Origin of the sequence: Polymorphobacter sp. (assembly GCF_051860865.1) — a bacterium.
Lineage (GTDB): Bacteria > Pseudomonadota > Alphaproteobacteria > Sphingomonadales > Sphingomonadaceae > Sandarakinorhabdus.
The window spans coordinates 15701-37538 of record NZ_JBIMKZ010000027.1 but is presented as its reverse complement, the minus strand read 5'-3'; the positions used below and the strand labels follow the sequence as shown (position 1 = coordinate 37538).

Annotated in this window: 20 protein-coding genes and 1 tRNA gene; 18 read left to right on the top strand and 3 right to left on the bottom strand. The window is 66.0% G+C overall.

The features are described from left to right. The 4 genes from greA to ACTIFJ_RS07040 form a co-directional block, all read left to right on the top strand. Positions 1–292, top strand: a 292-nt coding sequence (gene greA, locus ACTIFJ_RS07055) for a transcription elongation factor GreA (protein WP_439533393.1), incomplete at its 5' end; no start/stop codon positions are given. A gap of 28 nt (positions 293–320) precedes the next feature. After that, on the top strand, positions 321–980 hold the full coding sequence (locus ACTIFJ_RS07050; protein WP_439533392.1) for a rhomboid family intramembrane serine protease: 660 nt from the start codon (positions 321–323) through the stop codon (positions 978–980). Positions 981–1171: 191 nt separating this feature from the next. Further along, entirely contained in the window at positions 1172–4654 is a 3483-nt protein-coding gene (locus ACTIFJ_RS07045) for an autotransporter domain-containing protein (RefSeq protein WP_439533391.1), read from the top strand. A gap of 176 nt (positions 4655–4830) precedes the next feature. Beyond that, positions 4831–5526: an EAL domain-containing protein gene (locus tag ACTIFJ_RS07040; protein WP_439533390.1), complete on the top strand. Its 696-nt coding sequence runs from the start codon at positions 4831–4833 to the stop codon at positions 5524–5526. A gap of 39 nt (positions 5527–5565) precedes the next feature. Here the strand turns inward: ACTIFJ_RS07040 and ACTIFJ_RS07035 are convergent. Both ACTIFJ_RS07035 and ACTIFJ_RS07030 read right to left on the bottom strand, forming a co-directional pair. After that, positions 5566–5655 (bottom strand) — tRNA-Ser (locus ACTIFJ_RS07035). A gap of 57 nt (positions 5656–5712) precedes the next feature. Next, entirely contained in the window at positions 5713–6339 is a 627-nt protein-coding gene (locus ACTIFJ_RS07030) for a TetR/AcrR family transcriptional regulator (protein WP_439533389.1), read from the bottom strand. A gap of 266 nt (positions 6340–6605) precedes the next feature. Here ACTIFJ_RS07030 and ACTIFJ_RS07025 point away from each other — a divergent pair, with 266 nt between their 5' ends. From ACTIFJ_RS07025 to ACTIFJ_RS06970, 12 genes are all read left to right on the top strand, one after another. After that, entirely contained in the window at positions 6606–8075 is a 1470-nt protein-coding gene (locus tag ACTIFJ_RS07025) for a UbiA family prenyltransferase (protein ID WP_439533388.1), read from the top strand. 3 nt (positions 8076–8078) lie between these two features. Continuing rightward, positions 8079–8507: a GtrA family protein gene (locus ACTIFJ_RS07020; RefSeq protein ID WP_439533387.1), complete on the top strand. Its 429-nt coding sequence runs from the start codon at positions 8079–8081 to the stop codon at positions 8505–8507. Continuing rightward, a complete protein-coding gene (locus ACTIFJ_RS07015; protein ID WP_439533386.1) occupies positions 8504–9835 on the top strand; it encodes an FAD-binding protein in 1332 nt (443 codons plus the stop codon). The genes ACTIFJ_RS07020 and ACTIFJ_RS07015 overlap by 4 nt, the downstream gene beginning before the upstream one ends. Positions 9836–9846: 11 nt before the next feature. Continuing rightward, positions 9847–10584 (top strand): SDR family oxidoreductase, encoded by a 738-nt coding sequence (locus ACTIFJ_RS07010; protein WP_439533385.1) that lies wholly within the window; start codon positions 9847–9849, stop codon positions 10582–10584. Between the two features lie 63 nt (positions 10585–10647). Further along, positions 10648–11673 carry a lytic murein transglycosylase gene (locus tag ACTIFJ_RS07005; protein ID WP_439533384.1) on the top strand — a complete coding sequence of 342 codons (1026 nt, stop codon included), beginning with the start codon at positions 10648–10650 and terminating at the stop codon, positions 11671–11673. Continuing rightward, positions 11648–12580 carry a septal ring lytic transglycosylase RlpA family protein gene (locus tag ACTIFJ_RS07000; RefSeq protein ID WP_439533383.1) on the top strand — a complete coding sequence of 311 codons (933 nt, stop codon included), beginning with the start codon at positions 11648–11650 and terminating at the stop codon, positions 12578–12580. The genes ACTIFJ_RS07005 and ACTIFJ_RS07000 overlap by 26 nt, the downstream gene beginning before the upstream one ends. 23 nt (positions 12581–12603) lie before the next feature. Further along, positions 12604–13779 (top strand): D-alanyl-D-alanine carboxypeptidase family protein, encoded by a 1176-nt coding sequence (locus ACTIFJ_RS06995; RefSeq protein WP_439533382.1) that lies wholly within the window; start codon positions 12604–12606, stop codon positions 13777–13779. A 1-nt stretch (position 13780) separates the two neighbouring features. Beyond that, positions 13781–14440, top strand: a complete 660-nt coding sequence (tmk, locus tag ACTIFJ_RS06990; RefSeq protein WP_439533381.1) for a dTMP kinase — start codon at positions 13781–13783, stop codon at positions 14438–14440. Then, on the top strand, positions 14431–15387 hold the full coding sequence (locus ACTIFJ_RS06985) for a DNA polymerase III subunit delta' (RefSeq protein WP_439533380.1): 957 nt from the start codon (positions 14431–14433) through the stop codon (positions 15385–15387). Before tmk ends, ACTIFJ_RS06985 begins: the two co-directional genes overlap by 10 nt. A 46-nt stretch (positions 15388–15433) precedes the next feature. Beyond that, positions 15434–16951 carry a methionine--tRNA ligase gene (metG, locus tag ACTIFJ_RS06980; RefSeq protein ID WP_439533379.1) on the top strand — a complete coding sequence of 506 codons (1518 nt, stop codon included), beginning with the start codon at positions 15434–15436 and terminating at the stop codon, positions 16949–16951. Further along, the gene (locus ACTIFJ_RS06975; protein ID WP_439533378.1) at positions 16951–17730 is read left to right on the top strand and encodes a TatD family hydrolase; all 780 of its coding nucleotides are present in this window, start codon (positions 16951–16953) and stop codon (positions 17728–17730) included. Before metG ends, ACTIFJ_RS06975 begins: the two co-directional genes overlap by 1 nt. Beyond that, the gene (locus tag ACTIFJ_RS06970) at positions 17730–18509 is read left to right on the top strand and encodes an MBL fold metallo-hydrolase (RefSeq protein ID WP_439533377.1); all 780 of its coding nucleotides are present in this window, start codon (positions 17730–17732) and stop codon (positions 18507–18509) included. The genes ACTIFJ_RS06975 and ACTIFJ_RS06970 overlap by 1 nt, the downstream gene beginning before the upstream one ends. A gap of 179 nt (positions 18510–18688) precedes the next feature. Here the strand turns inward: ACTIFJ_RS06970 and ACTIFJ_RS06965 are convergent, their stop codons facing one another. Then, positions 18689–19435 (bottom strand): GntR family transcriptional regulator, encoded by a 747-nt coding sequence (locus ACTIFJ_RS06965; protein ID WP_439533376.1) that lies wholly within the window; start codon positions 19433–19435, stop codon positions 18689–18691. A 110-nt stretch (positions 19436–19545) separates the two neighbouring features. Here ACTIFJ_RS06965 and ACTIFJ_RS06960 point away from each other — a divergent pair, with 110 nt between their 5' ends. Together ACTIFJ_RS06960 and ACTIFJ_RS06955 are read left to right on the top strand one after the other, a co-directional pair. Continuing rightward, positions 19546–21153: an FAD-binding oxidoreductase gene (locus tag ACTIFJ_RS06960; protein ID WP_439533375.1), complete on the top strand. Its 1608-nt coding sequence runs from the start codon at positions 19546–19548 to the stop codon at positions 21151–21153. A 31-nt stretch (positions 21154–21184) separates the two neighbouring features. After that, the coding region (locus ACTIFJ_RS06955) for an aminotransferase class III-fold pyridoxal phosphate-dependent enzyme (RefSeq protein ID WP_439533374.1) at positions 21185–21838 on the top strand (654 nt) is incomplete at its 3' end.

Here is a 21838-nt window from a genome sequence, read left to right as displayed (position 1 = left end):
GCAGGTTTTCGATCTCGAGGACAAGCTGTCGCGTGCCATCATCATCGATCCGCGCTCGCTGTCGGGCGACAAGGTGGTGTTCGGCGCCACAGTCCATCTCATCGACGAGGACGACAAGCCGGTGACCTACCAGATTGTCGGCCAGACCGAAGCCGACGCCCGCATCGGCCGGATCAGCTATTCCTCGCCGCTCGGTCGCGCCCTGATCGGCCGTCGGGTCGGTGAAGACGTGGAAGTCACGACGCCGTCGGGCGACCGCTTTTATTCGATCGAAAGCGTCGAGTTCATCTGATGGGGACTGGCACTATCGTGCCGCGCGGGTGAAGCCCTTCAAGCCGCCCACCCCGCTGGTCACCAACAGCCTCATCGGCCTGTGCGTTGCCGTCCAGGCTGGCATGATGATCGGCGGGCCAGGCTTCGCCGATGCCGTCGCCTATAATTTCGGTCTGGTGCCGCGCCGGGTCAGCTGGGCGCTGAGCGGCGAGGCGCCGGTCGGCTATCTGTTCCCGGCTGCCGTCACCCATATCTTCCTGCATGCCGGCTGGATCCACCTGGCGCTGAACATGGTGTTCCTGGCCTGGGTCGGCCGCTATGTCGAATGGGTCGCGGGCCGCTGGGGCCTGCTGCTCATCTTTCTCCTCGGCGGGCTGATCGGCGGCGCCGTTCAGGTGTTGGCAGCGCCGGCCAGCCTCATCCCTGTCGTTGGCGCTTCGGGCAGCATCTCGGCGGTATTCGGCGCCTATGCGATGATGTTCGCCAACAGTCGGGTCAGCGCCCGGCGCGTCGCAGGTATCAGGATATCGGGCGAAGTGCTGACCGCGCTCTGGTACGCCGCAAGCTGGATCGGTCTGCAACTTCTCGTCGGCTATGCCTTTGCCGCGGACGGCGGCCCTCACATTGCCAGCGGGACGCACATCGGCGGGTTTCTGGCCGGCCTGCTGCTCGCCCGACGCTATGGACGTGGCCCGGCTCCGTTCTAATCCCCGCCTCTCGCGGCGCGCCTGTCAACCCCCCGATTCCCGAACAGTTTTTTGGCCAAACGACGAGACTTTGTCGCTTTTGTACAATTCGCTGCCCATGCCGCTCCGCTATATCCCGGGAGTGCAAGCATTTTTTCGTTTTGAAAAATGCTGCTGATTAATGGCAATAATCAGAACAAAGGGGCATCAACATGGGCAAATTCTACAAGCTTTCAGTTTCCACGGCGGCGCTGACATTGGCACTTTGCGCCAACGCAGCGCAGGCAGCAGCACCCGCCGGGTCGCTTTTCTTCCAGCTCAATCCCAATATCGACAATAGCGGCACCGCCTTCTCTGTCTTTATCTTCGGGCAGGCCGGCACCACCGGCAGCGTCAGCGGCGCGGGTGGGTTCAACCAGAGCTTCACACTGGACAGCACAGGATTCACCACCATCGGCCTGCCGCTCGACCAGCAGCTCGACATCAGCGCGATCGAGAACAAGGGCTTCCAGGTCAGCGCCAACGCCGCCGTCAGCGGCTATCTGCTCAACCGCCGCGACGCCAGCACCGACATGACCTTCCTGATCAACGGCGAGCGGCTCGGCAGTGACTATTTTGTCGCCGGCTACAACAACAACATCTCGAACGACCAGGTCTCGGTGCAGGCGACCGCCGACAATACCCAGGTTACGTTCCTGCGCCCCAACGGCACCAGCCAGCAGGTCACGCTGAACGCCGGCCAGACCTATCAGCTTTCCGAAGCGAACATGACCGGCTACCGCGTCACCGGCTCGGCGCCGATCGCGGTGTTCTCCGGCAACCGCTGCGCCAATGTGCCCAGCGGCATCACGGCGTGCGACCATCTCGTCGAGCAGATGCCCTCCATCAACCAGCTTTCGAGCACCTATTTCGTCGCCCAGACCCCCCGCACCGGCAGCGCCGGCAACGTGCTTCGGGTGACCGCCACCGCCAACGACACCGAAGTGCGGGTCAACGGCAGCGTGGTTGCCAATCTCGACGCCGGACAGTTTTATGAAGGGCGTGTCGTTGGCGGCCAGCAGATCAACGCCTCCAGCGCCGTGCTGGTCACCCAGTATCTGATCGGCCAGTCGCAGGCCGGCGCCAATACCGATCCGGCAATGACCATCGTGCCCGGTGCCGACCAGTGGCTGTCCGAATATGTCTTTGCCCCGCCGCTCGGCACCGCCAACTTCCCGACCGACTTCATCAGCATCATCATGCAGTCCGCCGATACCGGCACCCTCATGATCGACGGCGTTCTGGCCAATGGCTCGCTGTTCAGCCCGATCAGCAGCACGGCCTACAGCTACGCCAACTTCGATGTTTCGGACAAGAACGGGCCGTTCAGCATCACCGCCGCGAGCCCGTTCCAACTGCTGCTCTCCGGCTTCGATGATTTCGACAGCTATTTCACCTATGGCGGCGCGGCCTTCGCGCCCGGCGCCTCGCCGCCGGTCGATCCCGTGGATCCGCCGCCGCCGCCGTCTCCCACGCCGAACGTCTTCTGGGACGGTGATGGCAACCCGGACAACAACAATGTCGAAGGCGGAGACGGGATCCTGACGGCGTTCAGCCCGAACCTGACCCAGGAAACCGGCGAACAGAACAACACGCTCCCGGTCCAGCCGGCGAACATCATCTTCCAGGGCATGCCCGGCACCGTCACCGTCGACACCGCCGAGGGCGCCATCGGCGTCGCCGGTCTGCGCTTCCGCGTCGATGGCTATGTGCTGACCGGCGACGAGATCACCCTGCTCGGCACCGGCGAGGGTAATGTCATCGTCGAAACCGGCGGTGCCATGTCGAACGGCGAGGGTGAAGGCGAGGGCGAAAGCGAGTTCAACGATGCCGACATCACCGCGCTGATCGAAGCCCCGCTGGTCGGATCGACCGGCGTCACCAAGATCGGCGAAGGCACGTTGGTTCTCACCGGCGTCAACACCTACACCGGTGGCACGGTAATCGAAGAAGGCACGGTCATCGGCAACAGCCGCACCTTCGGCACTGGCGGCATCGCCAATGACGGCACGCTGATCTTCAACCAGAGTTTCGACGGCAGCTTCGGCAGCGGCATCTCGGGCGAGGGCAGCCTGACCAAGACCGGCACCGGCCGCCTGATTGTCACCGGCACCAACACGCTGACCGGCGCCACAGCAGTGAACCAGGGCCTGCTCCAGGTTGACGGCAACCTCGGCAGCTCGGTGGTCACCGTCAACACCGGCGCCCGCCTTGGCGGCGTCGGCACCATCGGCGGCCTCGTCGTCCGCAGCGGCGCCACGGTTGCGCCTGGCCAGTCGATCGGCACGATGAACGTCACCGGCAATGCCCTGTTCCAGACCGGCAGCACCTATGAGGTCGAGCTGAACGGTCTCGGCCAGAATGACCGCATCATCGCCACCGGCACCGGCACGGTCCAGGCCGGCGCCACGCTGCGCGTCATCAAGCTGGGCGCCCAGCGCCTCAACCTCGGCACCCGCTACACGGTGCTGACGGCGAACAGCGGCCGCACCGGCCTCTACACGCTGGCCGGCGATCTCCGGGTCTCGCAGTTCGTCAGCCTCACCCAGACGTCGGATACGAATAACGTCTATCTGAACGTCGCCCAGACAAGGGCCTTCTCGGCTGCCGGCGCCACACCGAACCAGATCGCCGCCGCCACCGGTGCCGATGCCGCCGGCAACGGCGCGCTCTACACGGCGATCGCCTACCTCCAGACCGATGCCGAGGCGCGAGCGGCCTTCGATGCGATCTCGGGCGAACTGCATCCAACCACCCGGTCGCTGGCGGTCGAAGACAGCCGCTTCGTCCGCGAGGCCATCACCAACCGTCTCGTCGACGCCAAGGGCAACGACCGCAGCCTGTGGATGTCCGGCTATGGCAGCTGGGGCGACCTCGATGGTGACGGCAATGCCGCCGACGCACGCCGCAGCATCGGCGGCTTCTTCCTCGGCACCGATGTCTATGGCAGCGAGACCTTCACGCTCGGCGTGCTCGCCGGCTATGGCCAGGGCAAGATCAACGTCGTCGCACGGTCGAGCACCGCCAACACCGAGGACTTCCATGTCGGCGCCTATGCCGGCCTGCGCCTCGGCGGCTTCGGTGCCAAGTTCGGCGTCGCCCATATGTGGCGGGATGTCTTCACCAACCGGATCATCAACTTCACCGGCTTCAACAATGTGATCCAGGCCGACTATAATCTGAAGACCTTCCAGGCCTTCGCCGACATCGGCAAGAAGTTCACCGTCGGCAGCCGCGCCAACATCGAGCCGTTCGCCAGCGCCGCCTATGTGCGGGTCAGCACCGATGCCTTCTCGGAGAATGGGCTGGGCGGCCTCAACGTCTCGAAGGCCAGCGGCAATTTCGCCATCACCAACCTCGGCGCCCGCTTCGGCATAGATCTGCCGCTGCAGGGCAGGGGGATCGGCGTTACCGCCAGCGCCGCCTGGCGCCATGTCGAAGGCGATGACCTGACCAACCCGGGCGCAATGCGCTTCACCGCCGGGCCGGCGTTCTCGATTTCCGGCACGCCGATCGCGCAGGACGCCGCAGCGCTCAGCCTTCAGGTCAATGGCGCGCTCAGCAACGGCGTGTCACTGGGCATCGGCTACAGCGGGCAGCTCGCCAAGGGCCTCAACGACCATGGCGTGCGCGGCAACGTCACGATCAGCTTCTGATCTGCAGGTCCGGCCCGGACACTCCGGGCCGGACCTCGCTATCCCGAGCCTATGCTCACCAACCTTGATTAACTTCCCGGGCATTTACATTTGCGTGCCGTGCGCATCTAGTTGCCCGCAACATGCCAACCACATGCAACGATTGCCGTCCCGGCAGCACCGGCTTCGATATCACGATGGCATTCCAGCCAATCGTCGATATCGAAACCGGACTTCCCTTTGCCTATGAGGCACTTGTCCGCGGCATCGACGGAGAAAGCGCCGACAATATTCTATGCCGGCTCACACCGGAAAATCGCTATGCGTTCGACCAGCAGTGCCGCGTCGTCGCCATCGAAGGCGCCGTCGCCGCCGGCATACTCACCACAAATGCCCGCCTCTCGATCAACTTTCTACCCAACGCCGTCTATTCGCCCGCGGCCTGTATCCAGTTGACGCTCGCAACGGCGCAAAAGACCGGCTTGCCCACCGATCGACTGATCTTCGAATTCACCGAAAACGAGAAAATGGACGACACCGATCATGTTCAGGGCATCATCGACCATTATCGACAGTCTGGCTTCGGCACGGCGATCGACGATTTCGGCGCGGGCCATGCCGGACTGAGCCTGCTGGCAAAGTTCCAGACCGACTATATCAAGCTCGACATGGGCCTGCTCCCCGCACTGGACACCAGCCTGCCGCGCCGTCTTGTCGTCAAGGGCGTCATCGATATCGCGGCAGCCCTCGACATCACTGTCGTCGCCGAGGGCATAGAGACGATCGGCGAGTACCGCGCCCTGCAGACCATGGGCGTGCGCTATATGCAGGGCTTTCTGCTCGCGCAGCCCGGACTGCGCACGCTACCTGCGATCACCTGGCCGCTGGGCTGAACTCGCAAGTAACGGCTCAAGCATCGTCTGAGTGACTGATGGCGGAAAGGGTGGGATTCGAACCCACGGTGAGGTTCCCCCCACGGCGGTTTTCAAGACCGCTGCCTTAAACCACTCGGCCACCTTTCCCGTACGCTAGCCGTTACCCGTTCGACCCCGCCAAGGGCAAGAGCGCTTCGTCGCTCGTTATTCGGTCACGACATCGTCCGGATCGTCGTAGCGTGCGAGATAGGAATCGATCAACCGGTCGAGCGCCTGCCGGCTGACGCGGTTATAATCTTCGGAAAGGCCTAGCGTTGCCACCATTTTCCAATGACCATACATCAGGCTGACAAACAGGAAGCCGATTTCGCTGCATGCCTTCTGGTGCAGCGCGGGATGAGCGATCTGCACCTCATGGGCAATGACATGATGCAGCAGGTCGTACTGCTCACGCAGGTTCTTCCGCACCGCTTCCGAACCGGCTGCCAGCGCAAACATGGCGTCATAGACCGCATCGTCCACAGGCTTCCGCAACCCCTGGGGCGCCAGGAAATTAAAATAAAAATCGAAAAAGGTGCTGATCCGCGTCGTCGTGTTGCCGGCGATGATCCCCCGGGCAAGACACTCCCGGTAGCTGGCCGCCAGCGCATCGCAGACCGCCACCATCAACGCCTCGGGGTCCGGAAAATAGTGGCGGATAAGCTGGCGCGACATGCCGGCCTCTCGGGCGATGTCATCATAAGAGGGCGTGGGAACGCCCTGGGCCGCTATCGTCTTGATTGCAGCCTGGACGATTTCTGGTTTTCGATATTCGGCAATCTTCTTCGCCATCGTTCCTCAATTCCAACCCGAGATAAACCGCTACGGCCGAACGCTTATGGCGTCGGGGGTGAAAAAGCAAAGCCGCGCTCAGATTCTGCCACAAGCTGCAGATTATGCGGTAACGACCTCGCGCAGGGCATCGCCTTAACAACTGCTGAAAAGACTGGCCCCCGCCACCCCGCCGGTGTAACCGTCCGGCGTCATGGGCGGGCCATGGCGGAAGGCAGACGCCAGCACAAGGCAACGTCGCAACACGTGGCATTGAAGGAAGCATCGTGACCGAGAGTGCCTCGCGCAGCGCCATCGATCCGGGTTCCCGTGCGTCCGCCGGTCGGCCGCTGGTCGTTGATCTCGACAACAGCCTGATCCGGACCGACCTGCTCTACGAAGCCGGCTTTGCCTATCTCGGCGATCATCCTCGCGGGATCGTCCCGTTGCTGGCCCGGCTCGTTGAGGGAAAGGCCGCCGTCAAGATGCACTTGGCCCGCCATGTCGACATCGACGCGACAACGCTGCCGTACAATGCCGACGTCCTCGCCCGCATCGAGGCGGCCCGCGCCGCGGGCAGGCCTGTTCACCTGGCCTCTGCCAGCCCCGAAAAGTTCGTCCGCGCCGTCGCTGCACATCTCGCCGTGTTCGACGATGTGCATTTCACATCCGACGGCGTAAATCTCGGTGCCGCCAACAAGGCCCGCCACTTGAACGGGTTGTTCGGCGAGAAAGGCTATGACTACATCGGCGACAGCCGGGCCGACCTGCCGGTCTGGCGCTCTGCCCATAGCGCCATTGCCATCGGCCCGTCATCCGGCGTCGCCCGTCAGCTACGGCGCGATCACCCGACAGCCGAAATCGTGCCCGTTGAGCGGGGCAGCCTGAAGACGTGGCTGAAGGCCCTGCGCGTCCACCAATATGCCAAGAACATGCTTGTGTTCGTGCCGCTGATCGTTGGCCAACATCTTGGCGCCCAGGATCTCGGCCGGGCGCTGCTGGCGTTCATTGCCTTCTCGCTGTGCGCCTCTAGCGTCTATATCATCAACGATCTCGTCGACCTGTCGTCCGACCGTCGCCATCGCAGCAAGAAGCGCCGACCCTTTGCTGCGGGCACGCTGGCACTACGACAGGGCGCCATCGCAGCACCTCTCCTTTTGCTGGCGTCGTTTGCCGTTGCGATAGCTGTATCGCCGGTCTTCCTCGGTGTCCTGATCGTCTATTTCGCGCTCACCACCGCCTATTCCTTCTCGCTGAAGCGCAAGATGATCGTCGATGTCGTTGCACTGGCAATGCTTTACACGATCCGCGTTGTCGGCGGCGCGGCGGCGATTTCGGTGACGCCATCGGAATGGCTGCTGGCTTTCTCGATGTTCATGTTCACGTCGCTGGCGCTGATCAAGCGCTATGTCGAGCTCGCCGCGCTGCTCGACGATTCCCGCCCGGACCCTAGCAATCGCAATTACAAAGTCGCCGACCTGCCCATCGTCGCCGCGCTGGCCGCGGCTTCCGGGTTCAACGCCGTCACCGTCTTCGCCCTTTATGTCACCAGCCCGAAGGTGCAGACGCTTTATCGACACCCTGAGCTGCTCTGGGTCATCTGCCCGATCCTGATGTACTGGATCGCCCGCGCCCTGATGATGGCGCACCGCCGGCACCTGGACGACGATCCGATCGTCTTCGCCCTTAAGGACAAGGTCAGCCGCATCACGGCAATCACCATCGGCGCCGTCCTCGTCGCTGCCGTGTTCATCTGACCGATGGCCAGCGCCGCCCCTCTCGGTCCCCGCACCATATTCGTCCGCTACGTTGCCATCGCGGTCGGCACCAGCGCCGCCAACCTGCTCACCCAGGCCGGCATCGTCGAAGCCGTACCGACCGCACCGCTGATGATCTCCATCCTCGGCGGCACAGGGCTCGGCTTCATCCTCAAATACCTGCTCGACAAGGCCTACATCTTCGACGACGCCTATACCGATCGGGCCAGCGAGGCGAAGAAGGTCGGCCTCTATGCCGCCATGTCGGTCCTCACCACGCTGATCTTCTGGGCCATCGAAGCCGGCTTCTGGTACGCCACCGCCTCGCAAGGGTGGAAATATTTCGGCGGCGCGCTCGGCCTCGGGATCGGAAATTTCGTCAAATACCGGCTCGATCGCCAGTTCGTTTTCAAGCGGCCTGACACCCGATGATCGAGCTTCTGGCCGGCTGGGGTCGCTTTCCCCGCGCGCCGTCCGAGCTGCTCCGCCCGGCCAGGCCCGCCGACGTACCGGGCCTGCTCGCGGCTGGCGGCCAGGCCATCGCCCGCGGCAGCGCCCGCGCCTATGGCGACCCGGCGATCGGCATCGACGCCAGCCTCCACACCGCCGCGCTCGACCGACTGATTTCCTTCGATACTGCCACCGGCCGCCTCCATGCCGAAGCGGGCCTGCGGCTGATCGACCTGATCCCGCTGGTGCTGCCACATGGCTGGTTCCCGCCGGTCGTCCCCGGCACCCGTTACCCGAGCCTCGGCGGCATGATCGCCGCCGACATCCACGGCAAGAACCATCACCGGGATGGCGGCTTTGGCGCCCATGTCGAGGCGATGCGGCTGCTCACCGCGAGCGGCGAGATCCTCGATCTCACCCTCGCTTCCGACCCGGACCTCTGGCGCGCCACCATCGGCGGCATGGGCCTGACCGGCATCATCCTGTCGGCCACGATCCGCATGCACAAGGTAGAGACCGGCCTGATCCGCCAGACCACTGTCGTCGCCCCGAACCTCGCCGACGCCATCACCGCACTCGATGCCGCCGACAGTGCCCATTATTCGGTCGCCTGGATCGACTGCTCGGCCAAGGACGCCAGCCTCGGCCGCTCGCTGGTCTTTGTCGGCGAGCACGCGACCGCCGCCGAAGCCGGCGCCCAGGCCGCCGCCAGCCTCCGCCCGCAGACCAAGCCGCCGATCACCTTCCCGATCGAGGCCCCCGGCTTCGCGCTGAACCGCTTCACCATCGCCGCCTTCAACCACCTCTATTTCAGCCGCGGCGCCAAAAAAGCCGGCGCGCCGTTTCTCGTCGACCATGTCCCCTATTTCTTCCCGCTCGATGCCATCGCCGAGTGGAACCGCGTCTATGGCGCCCGCGGCTTCGTCCAGCATCAGTGCGTGCTGCCGCCGGACACCGCACCTCAGGCGCTCGCCGCGATGATGACCGAAATTTCCGCGCGCGGCCTCGCCTCGCCGCTGGCCGTGCTCAAGAAGCTCGGACCGGGCACCGGCATGCTGTCCTTTCCGATGTCCGGCTACACGCTGGCGCTCGATTTCGCCATAAGGGACGACCTGTTCGCCTTTCTCGCCCGCCTCGATGCCATCGTCGCCGAGGCCGGCGGCCGCATCTACCTGGCCAAGGACAGCTGCCAGCCCCGCGCCCTGTTCGAAGCCGGGTATCCGGAACTGGACGCCTTCCGCGCCGTTCGCCAGCGCATCGACCCGGCGCGCAAATTCGCATCACACCAAAGCCGCCGCCTCGGCCTTTGAAGGATTTCCCCATGCCCCAGACCCTCCTCGTCATCGGTGCCAGCTCCGATATCGGCCGCGCCGCCGCGCTGCGCTTCGCCGCTGCCGGCTGGTCGCTGATCCTCGCCGGCCGCGACGAGGCCGGGCTGGCCCGCGAGGCCGCCGACATCATCGCCCGCCATCAGGTCTCTGTCGCCACGCATCGACTGGACATTCTCGACACCCCCGACTTCAACGGCTTCCTCGCGGCGCTGACCACGCTCCCCGATGCCGTCGTCTCGGTCGTCGGCCTGCTCGGCGATGTCGCCGTCAGCGCCACCGACCCCGAGGACGCTGCCAAGGTCATGCGCAGCAACTATGAAGGCCCGGCCATCCTGCTCGGCGCGCTGGGCGAGCAGATGCGCGCCCGTGGCTCAGGCACCATCATCGGCATTTCCTCGGTCGCCGGCGACCGGGGCAGGGGCTCCAACTATGTCTATGGCAGCGCCAAGGCCGGCTTCACCGCTTTCCTCTCCGGCCTGCGCAACCGCCTCGCCAAGCACGGCGTCCGGGTCGTCACCATCAAGCCCGGGTTCGTCCGCACAAGGATGACCGCCTCGATGAAACTGCCACCACTGGTCACCGCCGAAGCCGATGAGGTCGGCAAGGCCGTCTATGAGGCGGCAATGGGGCAGGGGGCCGACAGCCGCTATGTCCGCCGCATCTGGTGGCCGATCATGACCATCATCAAGGCCATCCCCGAGCCCCTCTTCAAGCGCCTGTCGCTCTAGGATAAGCCACTGGAAGGCAAAACCAAGCTTCCGGTCGGCGCCCACATGTGGCATCCGATAGCGATGTTGCGTATCAGCCTTCTCACCCTCGCGGTCCTTTTCCCCGTCGCGGCCCATGCCGATGACGTCCAGCCGCCCTTCTCGACATGGGTCGCCGATTACCGTGCCAAGGCCCTGGCGCGCGGCGTCTCGGCCGCCACGCTCGACAGCGTCCTGGTAGGCCTCGAGCCTGACCCGCGCGTCATCAGCCTCGACCGTACCCAGCCGGACACCAGCACCCCGTCCGCCCCGGCCAGCTTCGCCAGCTATCTGGCCCGCCGCCTCGACACGCCGCGCATCACCGCGGGCCAGGCCGCCGCCGCCCGCGTCGCCGGGCCGATCGCCGGCATCGAGGCGCGCCACGGCGTCCCCGCCGCCATCCTGCTCGGCATCTGGGGGATGGAGACCAGCTACGGCCGTGTCACCGGCAACATGTCCGTCGCCCAGAGCGTCGCGACGCTCGCCTGGGACGGCCGCCGCGCCGAGCTGTTCACCAAGGAGCTCGACGCCGTCATCGAGATCACCGAGAAGAAGCTCGCCACCCCCGCCCAGATGCGTGGCAGCTGGGCCGGTGCCATGGGCCAGCCGCAGTTCCTGCCGAGCTCCTACCTGACCTATGCCATCGACGGCGACGGCGACGGCAAGGCCGACATCTGGTCGTCGGAACCCGACACGCTGGCCTCGATCGCCAATTATCTGAAGGTCAACGGCTGGACCCCCGGCCTGCCCTGGGGCCAGGCCGTCACGCTGCCCGCCAGCCTCGACCGCGCCGCGCTTCAGAATCCTGAAAAACCAACGACCTGCATTCGCCCGCTCAGTGTCCACACCAAGTGGATGCCGGCACGAGACTGGCAGGCGCTCGGCCTGACCTCGGCCAGGCCCTTCCCGGCGCCGGACACGCCGATGACGCTGGTCGAGCCCGATGGCCCGGGGCAGGGGGCCTGGCTGGTCACCGCCAACTACCGCACGCTGATGACCTATAACTGCTCCAACTTCTACGCGCTGTCGGTGGCGCTGCTCGGCGATGCGCTTTCCACGTCCGCGCGCTGAAGCCGCCCTGCTGTTGCTGGTCGCCGCCTGCGCCACCCCGCAGCGCGCCCCCGCCCCGCCGCCCGTCTCGTCCGCGCCGCCCGGCACGGCGGTCAAGATCGGCAAGCCCTATCAGGTGTTCGGCAAATGGTATTACCCGTCCGACGACCGCGGCTATGATGCCCGCGGCGTCGCCAGCTGGTACGGCCCGGGATTCCACGCCCTGTCGACCGCCAATGGCGAGGTCTATAATCAGGACGATGTCACCGCCGCCCACAAGACACTGCCGATGCCCAGCTGGGTCGAGGTCGAGAATCTGGACAATGGCCGCACGCTGACGGTGCGCATCAACGATCGCGGCCCGTTCGTCGACGGCCGGATCATCGACCTGTCCCGGCGCTCGGCGCAGTTGCTCGGCGTCGATCGCGTCGGCCTCGCCCAGGTCCGCGTCCGCCGCGTCTTCCCGCAGGAATCCGCCAGCGTCCGCCCGGAGACCGTGCCACTCCCGGTGGCACCCGCGCTGTTGCCGCCCCCACCCCCCGCACCGCCACCGCCCGTGCCTATCCAGACCGTGCCCGTCCAGACCGCGCCCATGCCCGATCCGGAAGTCCGCACCGTCGAGCTTCCCGGCGCCGCGCCCGCCGCCCCGATACCGGCCACAGTCCCGGCCGCCATTCCTGCCGCCAACGCGCCTGCTGCCGCCCTCGCCGGGCCGCTCTACGTCCAGGTCGCCGCCCTGTCGGACCCCGGCCGCATCGCCTGGCTCAAGGGCTTCCTTGGCGCCTTCGGCCCCGTCGTCACCCAGGCGGCGCCCGGCGGCCTCACCCGCATCCGCCTTGGCCCCTATGCCGATCAGCCTGCCGCCAACAGCATGCTGGTGCAGTTGCGCGCAGCCGGCTATGCCGATGCAAGGATCGTCAAACCCTGAGACTCACCGCGCCGGAGACAAGAGTGTTCCAACATAAATTCCAGATTATTGCCGCCATTTCCTGCCTCGGCTTCGCAGTTCAGGCGCCGGCGCAGGAGCTTACCGCCGGCTTCACCACGCCGGCCCCCTATGCCTTTATGAAAGATCTGGGCTCGGGCACCATCCTCTACTCGAAGGGCGCCGACACCCGCATCCCGCCCGCCTCGATGGGCAAGATGATGACCGTCTATGTCGCCTTCAGCCTGATCAAGGCCGGTGAAGCGCAGATGACCCAGACGGTCACCGTCCGCCCCGAGACCTGGCGCGCCTGGCACAGCCAGGGCTCGACGATGTTCCTCTCCGCCAATGAGCAAGTAAGCGTCGAGGACCTGCTGCACGGCATCGTCACCCTGTCGGGCAATGATGCCTGTGTCGTGCTGGCCGAAGGGCTGGCCGGGAGCGAGCAGGCCTATGTCGCCCTGATGAACCGCGCCGCCGAAAAGCTCGGCATGAAGGGTTCGCGCTTTGCCAACACTAATGGTTGGCCCGATCCGAACGAATATGTCACCGCGCGGGATCTCGCCACCGTCGCCGAGGCCACGATCCGCGACTTTCCCGATCTCTACCAGCGCTTCTACGGCAAGGAAAATTTCACCTGGGGCAAGACGCTCGGCGAGGGCAAGGCGATCACCCAGTCCAACCGCAACCCGATCCTCGGCAAGGTTCGCGGCGCCGATGGCCTCAAGACCGGCCATACCGAAGAGGCCGGCTATGGCTTCACCGGTTCCGCCGCGCAGGACGGCCGTCGCCTGGTGATGGTCGTCGGCGGCCTCACCTCCTTCAACCAGCGCATCTCCGCATCGACGGATTTCATGAACTGGGGCTTCAGCGCCTGGACCCGGCTGCCGATCCTCAAGGCCAATGCCGTAGCCGGCAAGGCTCCCGTCGGCGACGGCGCCGAACCTGAAGTCAATCTGGTCGCCCCGCGTGACCTGTTTGTGCTGGTGCCGCGCGGCCTCTCCGGTGATCGCAAGCAGCGGCTGGTCCTCGATGGCCCGGTCACCGCGCCGGTCGCCAAGGGCCAGAAGCTGGCCACCCTCGTCGTCAGCGTGCCGGGCCGCGGCGAAACCCGGCTGCCGCTGGTCGCCGCCACCGCCGTCGCCGAGGCCGGGCCGATGCTCAAGGCCTGGAACTGGGCGAAGGGGCTGGTCGGCCAATAACATGCCGGGCCGGTTCATCAGTCTCGAAGGCGGGGAGGGGAGCGGCAAGTCCACCCAGGCGCACATCCTCGCCGAGACACTGAGCCTCGCCGGCCATGACGTCGTTCTCACCCGCGAGCCCGGCGGCACCGCCGGCGCCGAAGCGATCCGCGCCCTGCTCGTATCGGGCGCGGCGGACCGCTGGTCGGCCTGGTCGGAAGCCTGCCTGGTCAACGCCGCACGCGCCGATCATGTCGACAAGGTCATCCGTCCGGCCCTGGCGCGCGGTGCCTGGGTGGTATGCGACCGGTTCATCGATTCCACCCGCGCCTATCAGGGCGCGGGCAAGGGCCTGCCCGACGAGGCGCTGCTGGCGCTCCACGCCCAGGTCACCGGCGACCTGTGGCCGCACATCACCTTTGTGCTGACGCTCGATCCCGGCCAGGGCCTCGCCCGCGCCGAGACACGCGCCCGCGAGCGGGAACGCGACCATGACCGACCGGCCGCCACCGAAACCCGCTTCGAATCGCACGATGCCGCTTTCCATGCCCGCATCGCCGGTTTCTTCACCGCGCTGCCCGAGGCTGAACCGGCGCGCTGCATCGCCATCGACGCCAGTGGCCGCATCAACGCTGTCGCCTCCCGCATACACAAGGCGCTCGAGGCTCGGCCATGGCCCTGATCGGGCATGCCGATGCCGTCGATCAGTTCAAGGCCGCCTTCACCAGCGGACGTCCCCACCACGGCTGGCTGGTCGCCGGCCCGCCGGGGATCGGCAAGGCCAGCTTCGCCGAGGCCGCGGCGATCTGGCTGCTCGCCGGCAGCCCGGAAGGCCCCGGCTTCTCCGGCGCCGACGACAGCCCCGCCAGCCATCTGGTCGCCGCCTCCAGCCATCCTGACTTTCGCCGCCTGGTTCGCACGGTCGACGACAAGGGCAAATTGCGCACCGTAATCCGCGTCGACGAGGTTCGCGCACTCCAGTCCGTCCTCGGCCAGACCCCATCGCTGGCCCCCTGGCGCGTCGTCATTGTCGACAGCGCCGAGGAAATGAACCCGAATGCAGCCAATGCTTTGCTGAAGAATCTTGAGGAACCGCCGCAGAAAACCCTGTTCTTGCTGATCAGCCACGCCCCGGGCCGCCTGCTGCCGACCTTGCGGTCGCGTTGCCGCCTGCTGCGACTCCATCCGCTCGCCGATGCCGAGATGAACCGGTTCCTCGATGCCCATGCCGACGAACTGCCGGAGGAGGACCGCGCCGTCCTGCTCCGCCTTGCCGACGGCAGCCCCGGCGCGGCCCTGCGCTTCGCCGAACCGGGCCTGGCCGAGCTCGATGCCAGCATCGCCCGGCTGACGACCCTGCCGCCGGCCGACGCCCATGCCGCCGCGCTGGCGCTGGCCCGCAGCCTCACCGGCAAGACCGCCTCGGCCCGCTATGCCGCCTTTCTCGAGCGCGTCCCCGCCGTTCTTGCCGCCGCCGCCCGCCAGCAGCAGGGCGCCCGCCTGGCCCGCACCATCGATGACTGGCAGGCCGCCAACCGTCTTGCCGCCAGCGCCGGGCCGCTGACCCTCGATCCGCACATGGTCGCCTTCGATCTCGCCACCCGCCTGGCCCGTCTCAACCTCCCCTGAGCCGCACCGGTTGCAATGCAGCGAAATCTCCCGCATTGCCGCGTCCATGGCCAACCGCTTCTATATCACCACCGCGATCGCCTATCCCAATGGCAAGCCGCACATGGGCCATGCCTATGAGGCCATCGCCACCGATGCCATAGCCCGCTACCGGCGCCTCAAGGGTGACGAGGTCCGATTCCTCACAGGCACCGACGAGCATGGCCTGAAGATCGCCCAGGCCGCCGCCACCGCCGGCATCGCGCCGCGAGCCTATGTTGACGCGACCCACCAGCCCTTCGTCGACCTCGACCGCCAACTCGGCATCAGCTTCGACCGGTTCATCCGCACTACCGACACCGACCACAAGCAGCTCGTCCAGGCGCTCTGGCAGCGCATGGCCGACAAGGGCGACCTCTATCTCGGCAAGTATGAAGGCTGGTACTCGGTTCGTGACGAAGCCTATTATGATGAGGCCGAGCTGATCGACGCCAGCGACAGCGAGGGCAACAAGATCCGCCTCTCGCCCCAGGGCACGCCGGTCGAATGGACGATCGAGGAAAGCTGGTTCTTCCGCCTCTCGGCCTATGCCGACAAGCTGCTGGCGCACTATGAAGCCAACCCCGGCTTCGTCCAGCCTGCTAGTCGTCTCAACGAGATGCGCAGCTTTGTTGAAGGCGGGCTTCAGGACCTGTCGATGTCCCGCACCAGCTTCGACTGGGGCGTCGAGGTGCCGGGCTCGCCGGGCCATGTCATGTATGTCTGGGTAGATGCGCTGGCCAATTACCTCACCGGCGCCGGCGGGGTCGATGGCGAGTGGTGGCCGGCGGACCTGCATGTGATCGGCAAGGATGTCGTACGTTTCCACGCCATTTACTGGCCGGCGTTCCTGATGTCGGCCGAACTGGCGCTGCCCAAGGCGGTTTTCGGGCATGGTTTCGTCATGATCCGGGGCGAAAAAATGTCGAAATCGCTCGGAAATGTCGTCGATCCGGCCGAATTGGCGACCCGTTTCGGCGTCGATCGGTTGCGCTGGTTCCTGCTCCGCGACGTCGCCTTCGGCGATGACGGCAGCTATTCGGACACCGCCATCATCGAGCGCGGCAATGCCGACCTCGCCAATGGTCTCGGCAATCTCGCCCAGCGCGCGCTGTCGATGGTCGCCAAGGACGGTGGCACCATGCCCGCCTTCGACGGCACAGACCGCCCCCTTGCCGACGCCTTTGCCCGCCTGCAGACTCAATATTTCGAGCAGATGGACAAACTTCAGCTCCACCGCGCGCTGGATACCGTGATGGCCATGGTCAGCGAGGCCAATGGCTATTTCGCCGACGCCGCACCCTGGGGCCTCAAGGCCGACCCCGTCCGCCGCGCCCATGTGCTGGCCACCACGCTCGATGCCACCCGCCGCATCGTCCTGCTCGTTCAGCCGGTCATCCCGGACTCGGCCGGTGCACTGCTCGATCAGCTGGGCGTCGCGCCGGATGCACGGAATTTCAATGCTCTGGACCAGGAAGTTGCTGCCGGCACTGCGCTTCCGCCGCCCGCCGGTGTCTTCCCGAGGCTCATCGAAGAGCCGGCCTGATGCTGACCGACAGCCACTGCCATCTCAACTATCCGGGCCTGCGCGAGGATGTCCCCGGCGTCCTCGCCCGCGCCCGCGCCGCCGGCATATCGGGCTTCCTCGGCATCTCCACCAAACGCCATGAGTGGGACGAGGTCATCGGCCTGGCTGATCGCGAAGCCGATGTCTGGGCAACCATCGGCATCCACCCCCACGAAGCCGACCATCACCCCGACACCGACACTGCGGCGCTCGTCGACGCCGCCGCCCATCCGCGCGTCATCGGCATCGGCGAAACCGGGCTCGACTATTATTACGACAAGTCGGACCGTGACCGCCAGCAAGCCAGCTTCCGCGCCCATATCGCCGCCGCCCGCGCTACCGGACTGCCACTGATCGTCCATACAAGGGACGCCGAAGCCGACACGCTGGCGCTGCTCTCCGAGCCCGGCGACAGCCCGCTGACCGCCGTCATCCACTGCTTCACCGCCAGCCAGACCTTTGCCGATCAAGCGCTTGCGCTCGGCTTTTACATCTCGATATCAGGCATCGTCACCTTTAAATCGGCCCAGGCCCTCCAGGCCACGGCCGCCACCATCCCCGACGACCGGCTGCTGGTCGAGACGGATGCGCCGTTCCTGGCGCCGGTGCCGATGCGCGGCAAGACCTGCGAGCCGGCCTTCGTCGCCCACACCGCCCGCATGCTCGCCACCCTGCGCGGCACCACCCCCGAGGCGCTGGCCGCCACCACCACCGACAATTTCCACCGCCTGTTCACGCGGGCCCGGAAGCCCGGCTGATGCAGGTCACCATCCTCGGCTGCGGCACCTCCTCGGGCGTGCCGCGTCTTGGCGGCCCGGACGGGGCAGGGGACTGGGGGCTGTGCGACCCCACCAACCCGCGCAACCGCCGCCGCCGCGTCTCCATCCTGATCGATCATCAAGGCACCCGTCTGCTCGTCGACACCGGCCCCGATCTCCGCGAGCAATTGCTCGCGGCACGCATCGCCCATCTCGACGGCGTCTTCCTCACCCATGACCATGCCGACCACTGCCACGGCATCGACGACCTGCGCCCGCTGTTCCACGCCATGCGCCGCCCCGTCGACGTCTGGGCCTCGCCCGCCACCTGGTCGGTCCTCCGCCAGCGCTTCGCCTATGTCTTCGAAGGTGCGCCTGGCTATCCGCCCACCGCCCACGCCCACACGCTCGCCGACCCCCTCCAGATCGGCGCCATCACCATCACCGCCTTCCCCCAGCTCCACGGCGACATCGAATCCACCGGCCTGCGCTTCGAGGCCGACGGCAAGGCCATCGCCTACTCTACCGACGTCAAGGCCTTCGACACCCGCGCCGACGCCGCCCTGGCCGATCTCGATCTCTGGGTCGTAGATGCGCTGCGCCGCCCGCCGCACCCCACCCACAGCCACCTCGAACAGACCCTCGACTGGATCAACCGCTACCGCCCCGCCCGCGCGCTGCTGACGCACATGGACCAGTCAATGGACTATGCCGCCCTGACCGCCGAACTCCCGCCGCACGTGGCACCGGCTTATGACGGGCTGGTCGTCGGGCTCTAAAGGGAAGGAGCGTCCGGCGGCAAGAGAAGATGCCTCCGGCGGCTGGGGCCGCAGGCCCAGACCCCAAATATCGGGTCGATCCCGCAGGACCATCGGCCGTCGCTAAGCGGAGGCCCAATCATCGAGGTCTGGGGCCTGCGGCCCCAGCCGCCGGAGGCCCTCCATACCGTCGAAGGCTCTTAGCTGCTCGCCAGACGCATATTGCGCAGCACCCAGCGGATATGGCTGGAGAAGGAAACCACGGCCGAGTGCGCGTCCCCGGACATGATCAGGTCGTGGATCAGCCGGTAGTTGGCGATATACTGGTCCCAGTGCCCGCCCGGTGCCATGTCGGCGAGCAGCGTGGTGTAGAAGCGGATATGCGGCCGCTTGTAGAAGAAGGCGACGAACTGGTTGTTGGACAGTTCGTTGAGCTCGATGTGATAGCGGTATAGCGCATCGACAAAATCCCGGTCGTGGCGGCGCGTCGCCGCCTGTTCGATGAGGTCGAAGGCCGCCACCAGCCGTTCCCGGCATTCGGGCTCGCGCATCCGCGCCGTCGCCAGGCGGACGCCGAGAACGCAGACGGCTTCAGTGAATTCGAGGAAGTCGATCCGCTCCTGCGCGCTCAGCCGGCGGATGCGGGCGCCGCGGTTGGCGAGCAGCTCGACGACGCCCTCGCCGGCGAGCATGTGCAGCGCCTCGCGCACGGGGGCGCGGCTGACATTATATTCAGCGGCAAGGTCGGCGGCGATCAGCCGCTGCCCCTGGACATAACGTCCGGCCATCACGCCATCAACGATCGCATTGACGACAAAATCGACCAGCGATGCCGATACTTCGTCGACCGGAACCACCTTGCCGCCGGCTATAGAGGCGTCGTGGGGACCATCGCCAGCGGTGCTGCGGCCGATACTCAAGTTCGGTACAATTGCGTTCGATACCATCGGCCGCTGCTAGCCCATTCGCTTCTTTTCGCCAAGCGCTGTTGATCGCCTCTTGGCATGGCAGACAATTCTGCATACAAAAATGCGACTCAGCGAATGGAGAGAATTTCATGGCCAGCGTGATCAGCGACCGCGACACCGCCAATTCCGATGACGGCACCGTCCAGCGCCTCCAGCAGCTGCTCGGCAGCGAACACGTCCTGCTCGACGACGCCAACCGTGATTTCTATTCTTCCGACCTCAGCTTCCGCCCGCACGAAACCGCGCAGATGGTCCTCCAGCCCGGCACCGCCGAGGAGCTGGCCGAGGCCGTCGGCATCGCCACCCGCGCCGGCTTCGCCATCGTCCCGCGCGGCGGCGGCATGAGCTACACCAGCGGCTATTGCCCGGAGCGCGCCCGCACCGCGATGATCGACATGCGCCGCATGAACAGGATCGTCGAGATCAACAAGGAAGACATGTACGTTATTGTCGAGGCCGGCTGCACCTGGAAGGACCTGTACGAAGCGCTCGCCCCGCACGGCGTCCGCACCCCCTATTGGGGTCCCCTGTCCGGCGCCTATGCGACCGTCGGCGGCGCGCTGTCGCAGAACAGCCTGTTCCACGGCTCGGGCACCGGCGGCACCGCGGCCGAGAGCGTCGTCGGGCTCAAGGTCGTGCTGGCCGATGGCACGCTGCTGACCACCGGCAGCTGGGCGCACAAGAATTCCAAGCCGTTCTGGCGCCACTTCGGTCCCGATGTCACCGGCCTGTTCACAGCCGATACTGGCGCCATGGGCATCAAGGCCGTCGCCTCGCTGCGACTGGTCACCGCCCAGGCCCATACCGGCTATCTGTCGTACAAGTTCGACACGCTGGAGGCGATGCTCGCCGCCCAGGTCCGCATCGCCCGGCTCAGCATCGCGTCAGAATGCTATGGCTTCGATCCCTATTACAATGGCGGGTTCGAGAAGCAGGGCGTCACCTTCGAGGAAGGCCTGGCGATGGTCGGCAAGATCGCCCGCAAGGGCGGCCTCAAGGGGCTGAAGAACGCCGCCCGTGTCGCGCTCGGCGGCAAGAAGATCCTCAAGAACGTGCCCTATTCACTGCACATGACGCTCGATGCCCATACCGAGACGGTCGCAGCCGAACATACCGACCTCGCCGCCGAAATCTGCACCGACGAGGGCGGCACCGAGATGGCCAATTCCATCCCCACCGTCTTCCGTAACGCCCCGTTCGGCGGCGTCCGCACCGTGCTGCTGGGCTCGGAAGGCGAGATCTGGATCCCGGTCCATGGCTATTTCCCGCTCTCGCGCGCCATCCCGGCCGCCCAGGCCACCGAAAAATTCCTCGCTGAACGCAAGCCGCTGATGGACCAATGGGGCATCAAGACCAGCTATCTGACCTGCTTCTCCGGCCCGGAATTCGTCATCGAGCCGAGCTTCTACTGGCATGACAAGCTCGGCGACTTCCGCCTGTCGCTGATCGAACCGGAGTTCGCCGAGCAGTGGAAGTCGATTCCCGCCGACGAAGCCCGGCGCGAAGTCGCTCTCAAACTTCGCGACGAGCTGCGCGACCTGTTCGACAGCCTCGGCGGCCTGCACCTCCAGATCGGCAAATATTACCCGTTCAAGGAGATCATGAACAACGAGGCCCTGCCCAAGGTCATCGAAGGCCTGAAATCGGTCGTCGACCCCGATCGGCTGATGAACCCGGGCGCGCTGGGGCTGCGTTGAACAACAGCCGGCGGCAGGGCAGGGTGCGGACATGACAGACAAAGCCGCACCCGCCCCCACCGACTGGAACCAGATCGAACGCTGGGACCGCAGCTACTATCTGCACAACACCGCCGGCGCCGGCGAGCACGGCTTCTGGGCCGTCGACCGGATGGACGGCGCCTGGCTGACCATGGCCGACGGCAGCCGGCTGCTCGATTTCCAGAGCCAGCTGATCTCGGATTCGATGGGCCACCGCCACCCGGCGATCCATGCCGAGATCATCCGGGCCATGGACCGCTACGGCCATGTCTTCTTCGGCATGGCCAATGAATATCGCGCCCGCGCCGCCAAGCTGATCATCGAGGACATTCTCGGGCCAGATGATTGGGCCGGACGCATCCGCATCCTCGCCTCGGGCGGGGAGGCGGTGGACAATGCCATCACCATGGCCCGGCTCTACACCGGCAAGCAGCTCGTCCTCACCCAGGCACACGGCTTCCACGGCCTGTCGGTCGGCGCCACCATGCTGCGCGGCTACCGCAACAACATCAGCAGCCCGGAAGCCGGCGGCCCTGTTCGCGACGTGCCCGGCTTCCCGACGCCGGGCTTCATGCCGATCCCGCCGCCCGAGGGCGACGACTATCAGACCAACGGCGAATTGCCGTCGATCGCCGCCACCCGCGCGATGATCCGCGCCGTCGGC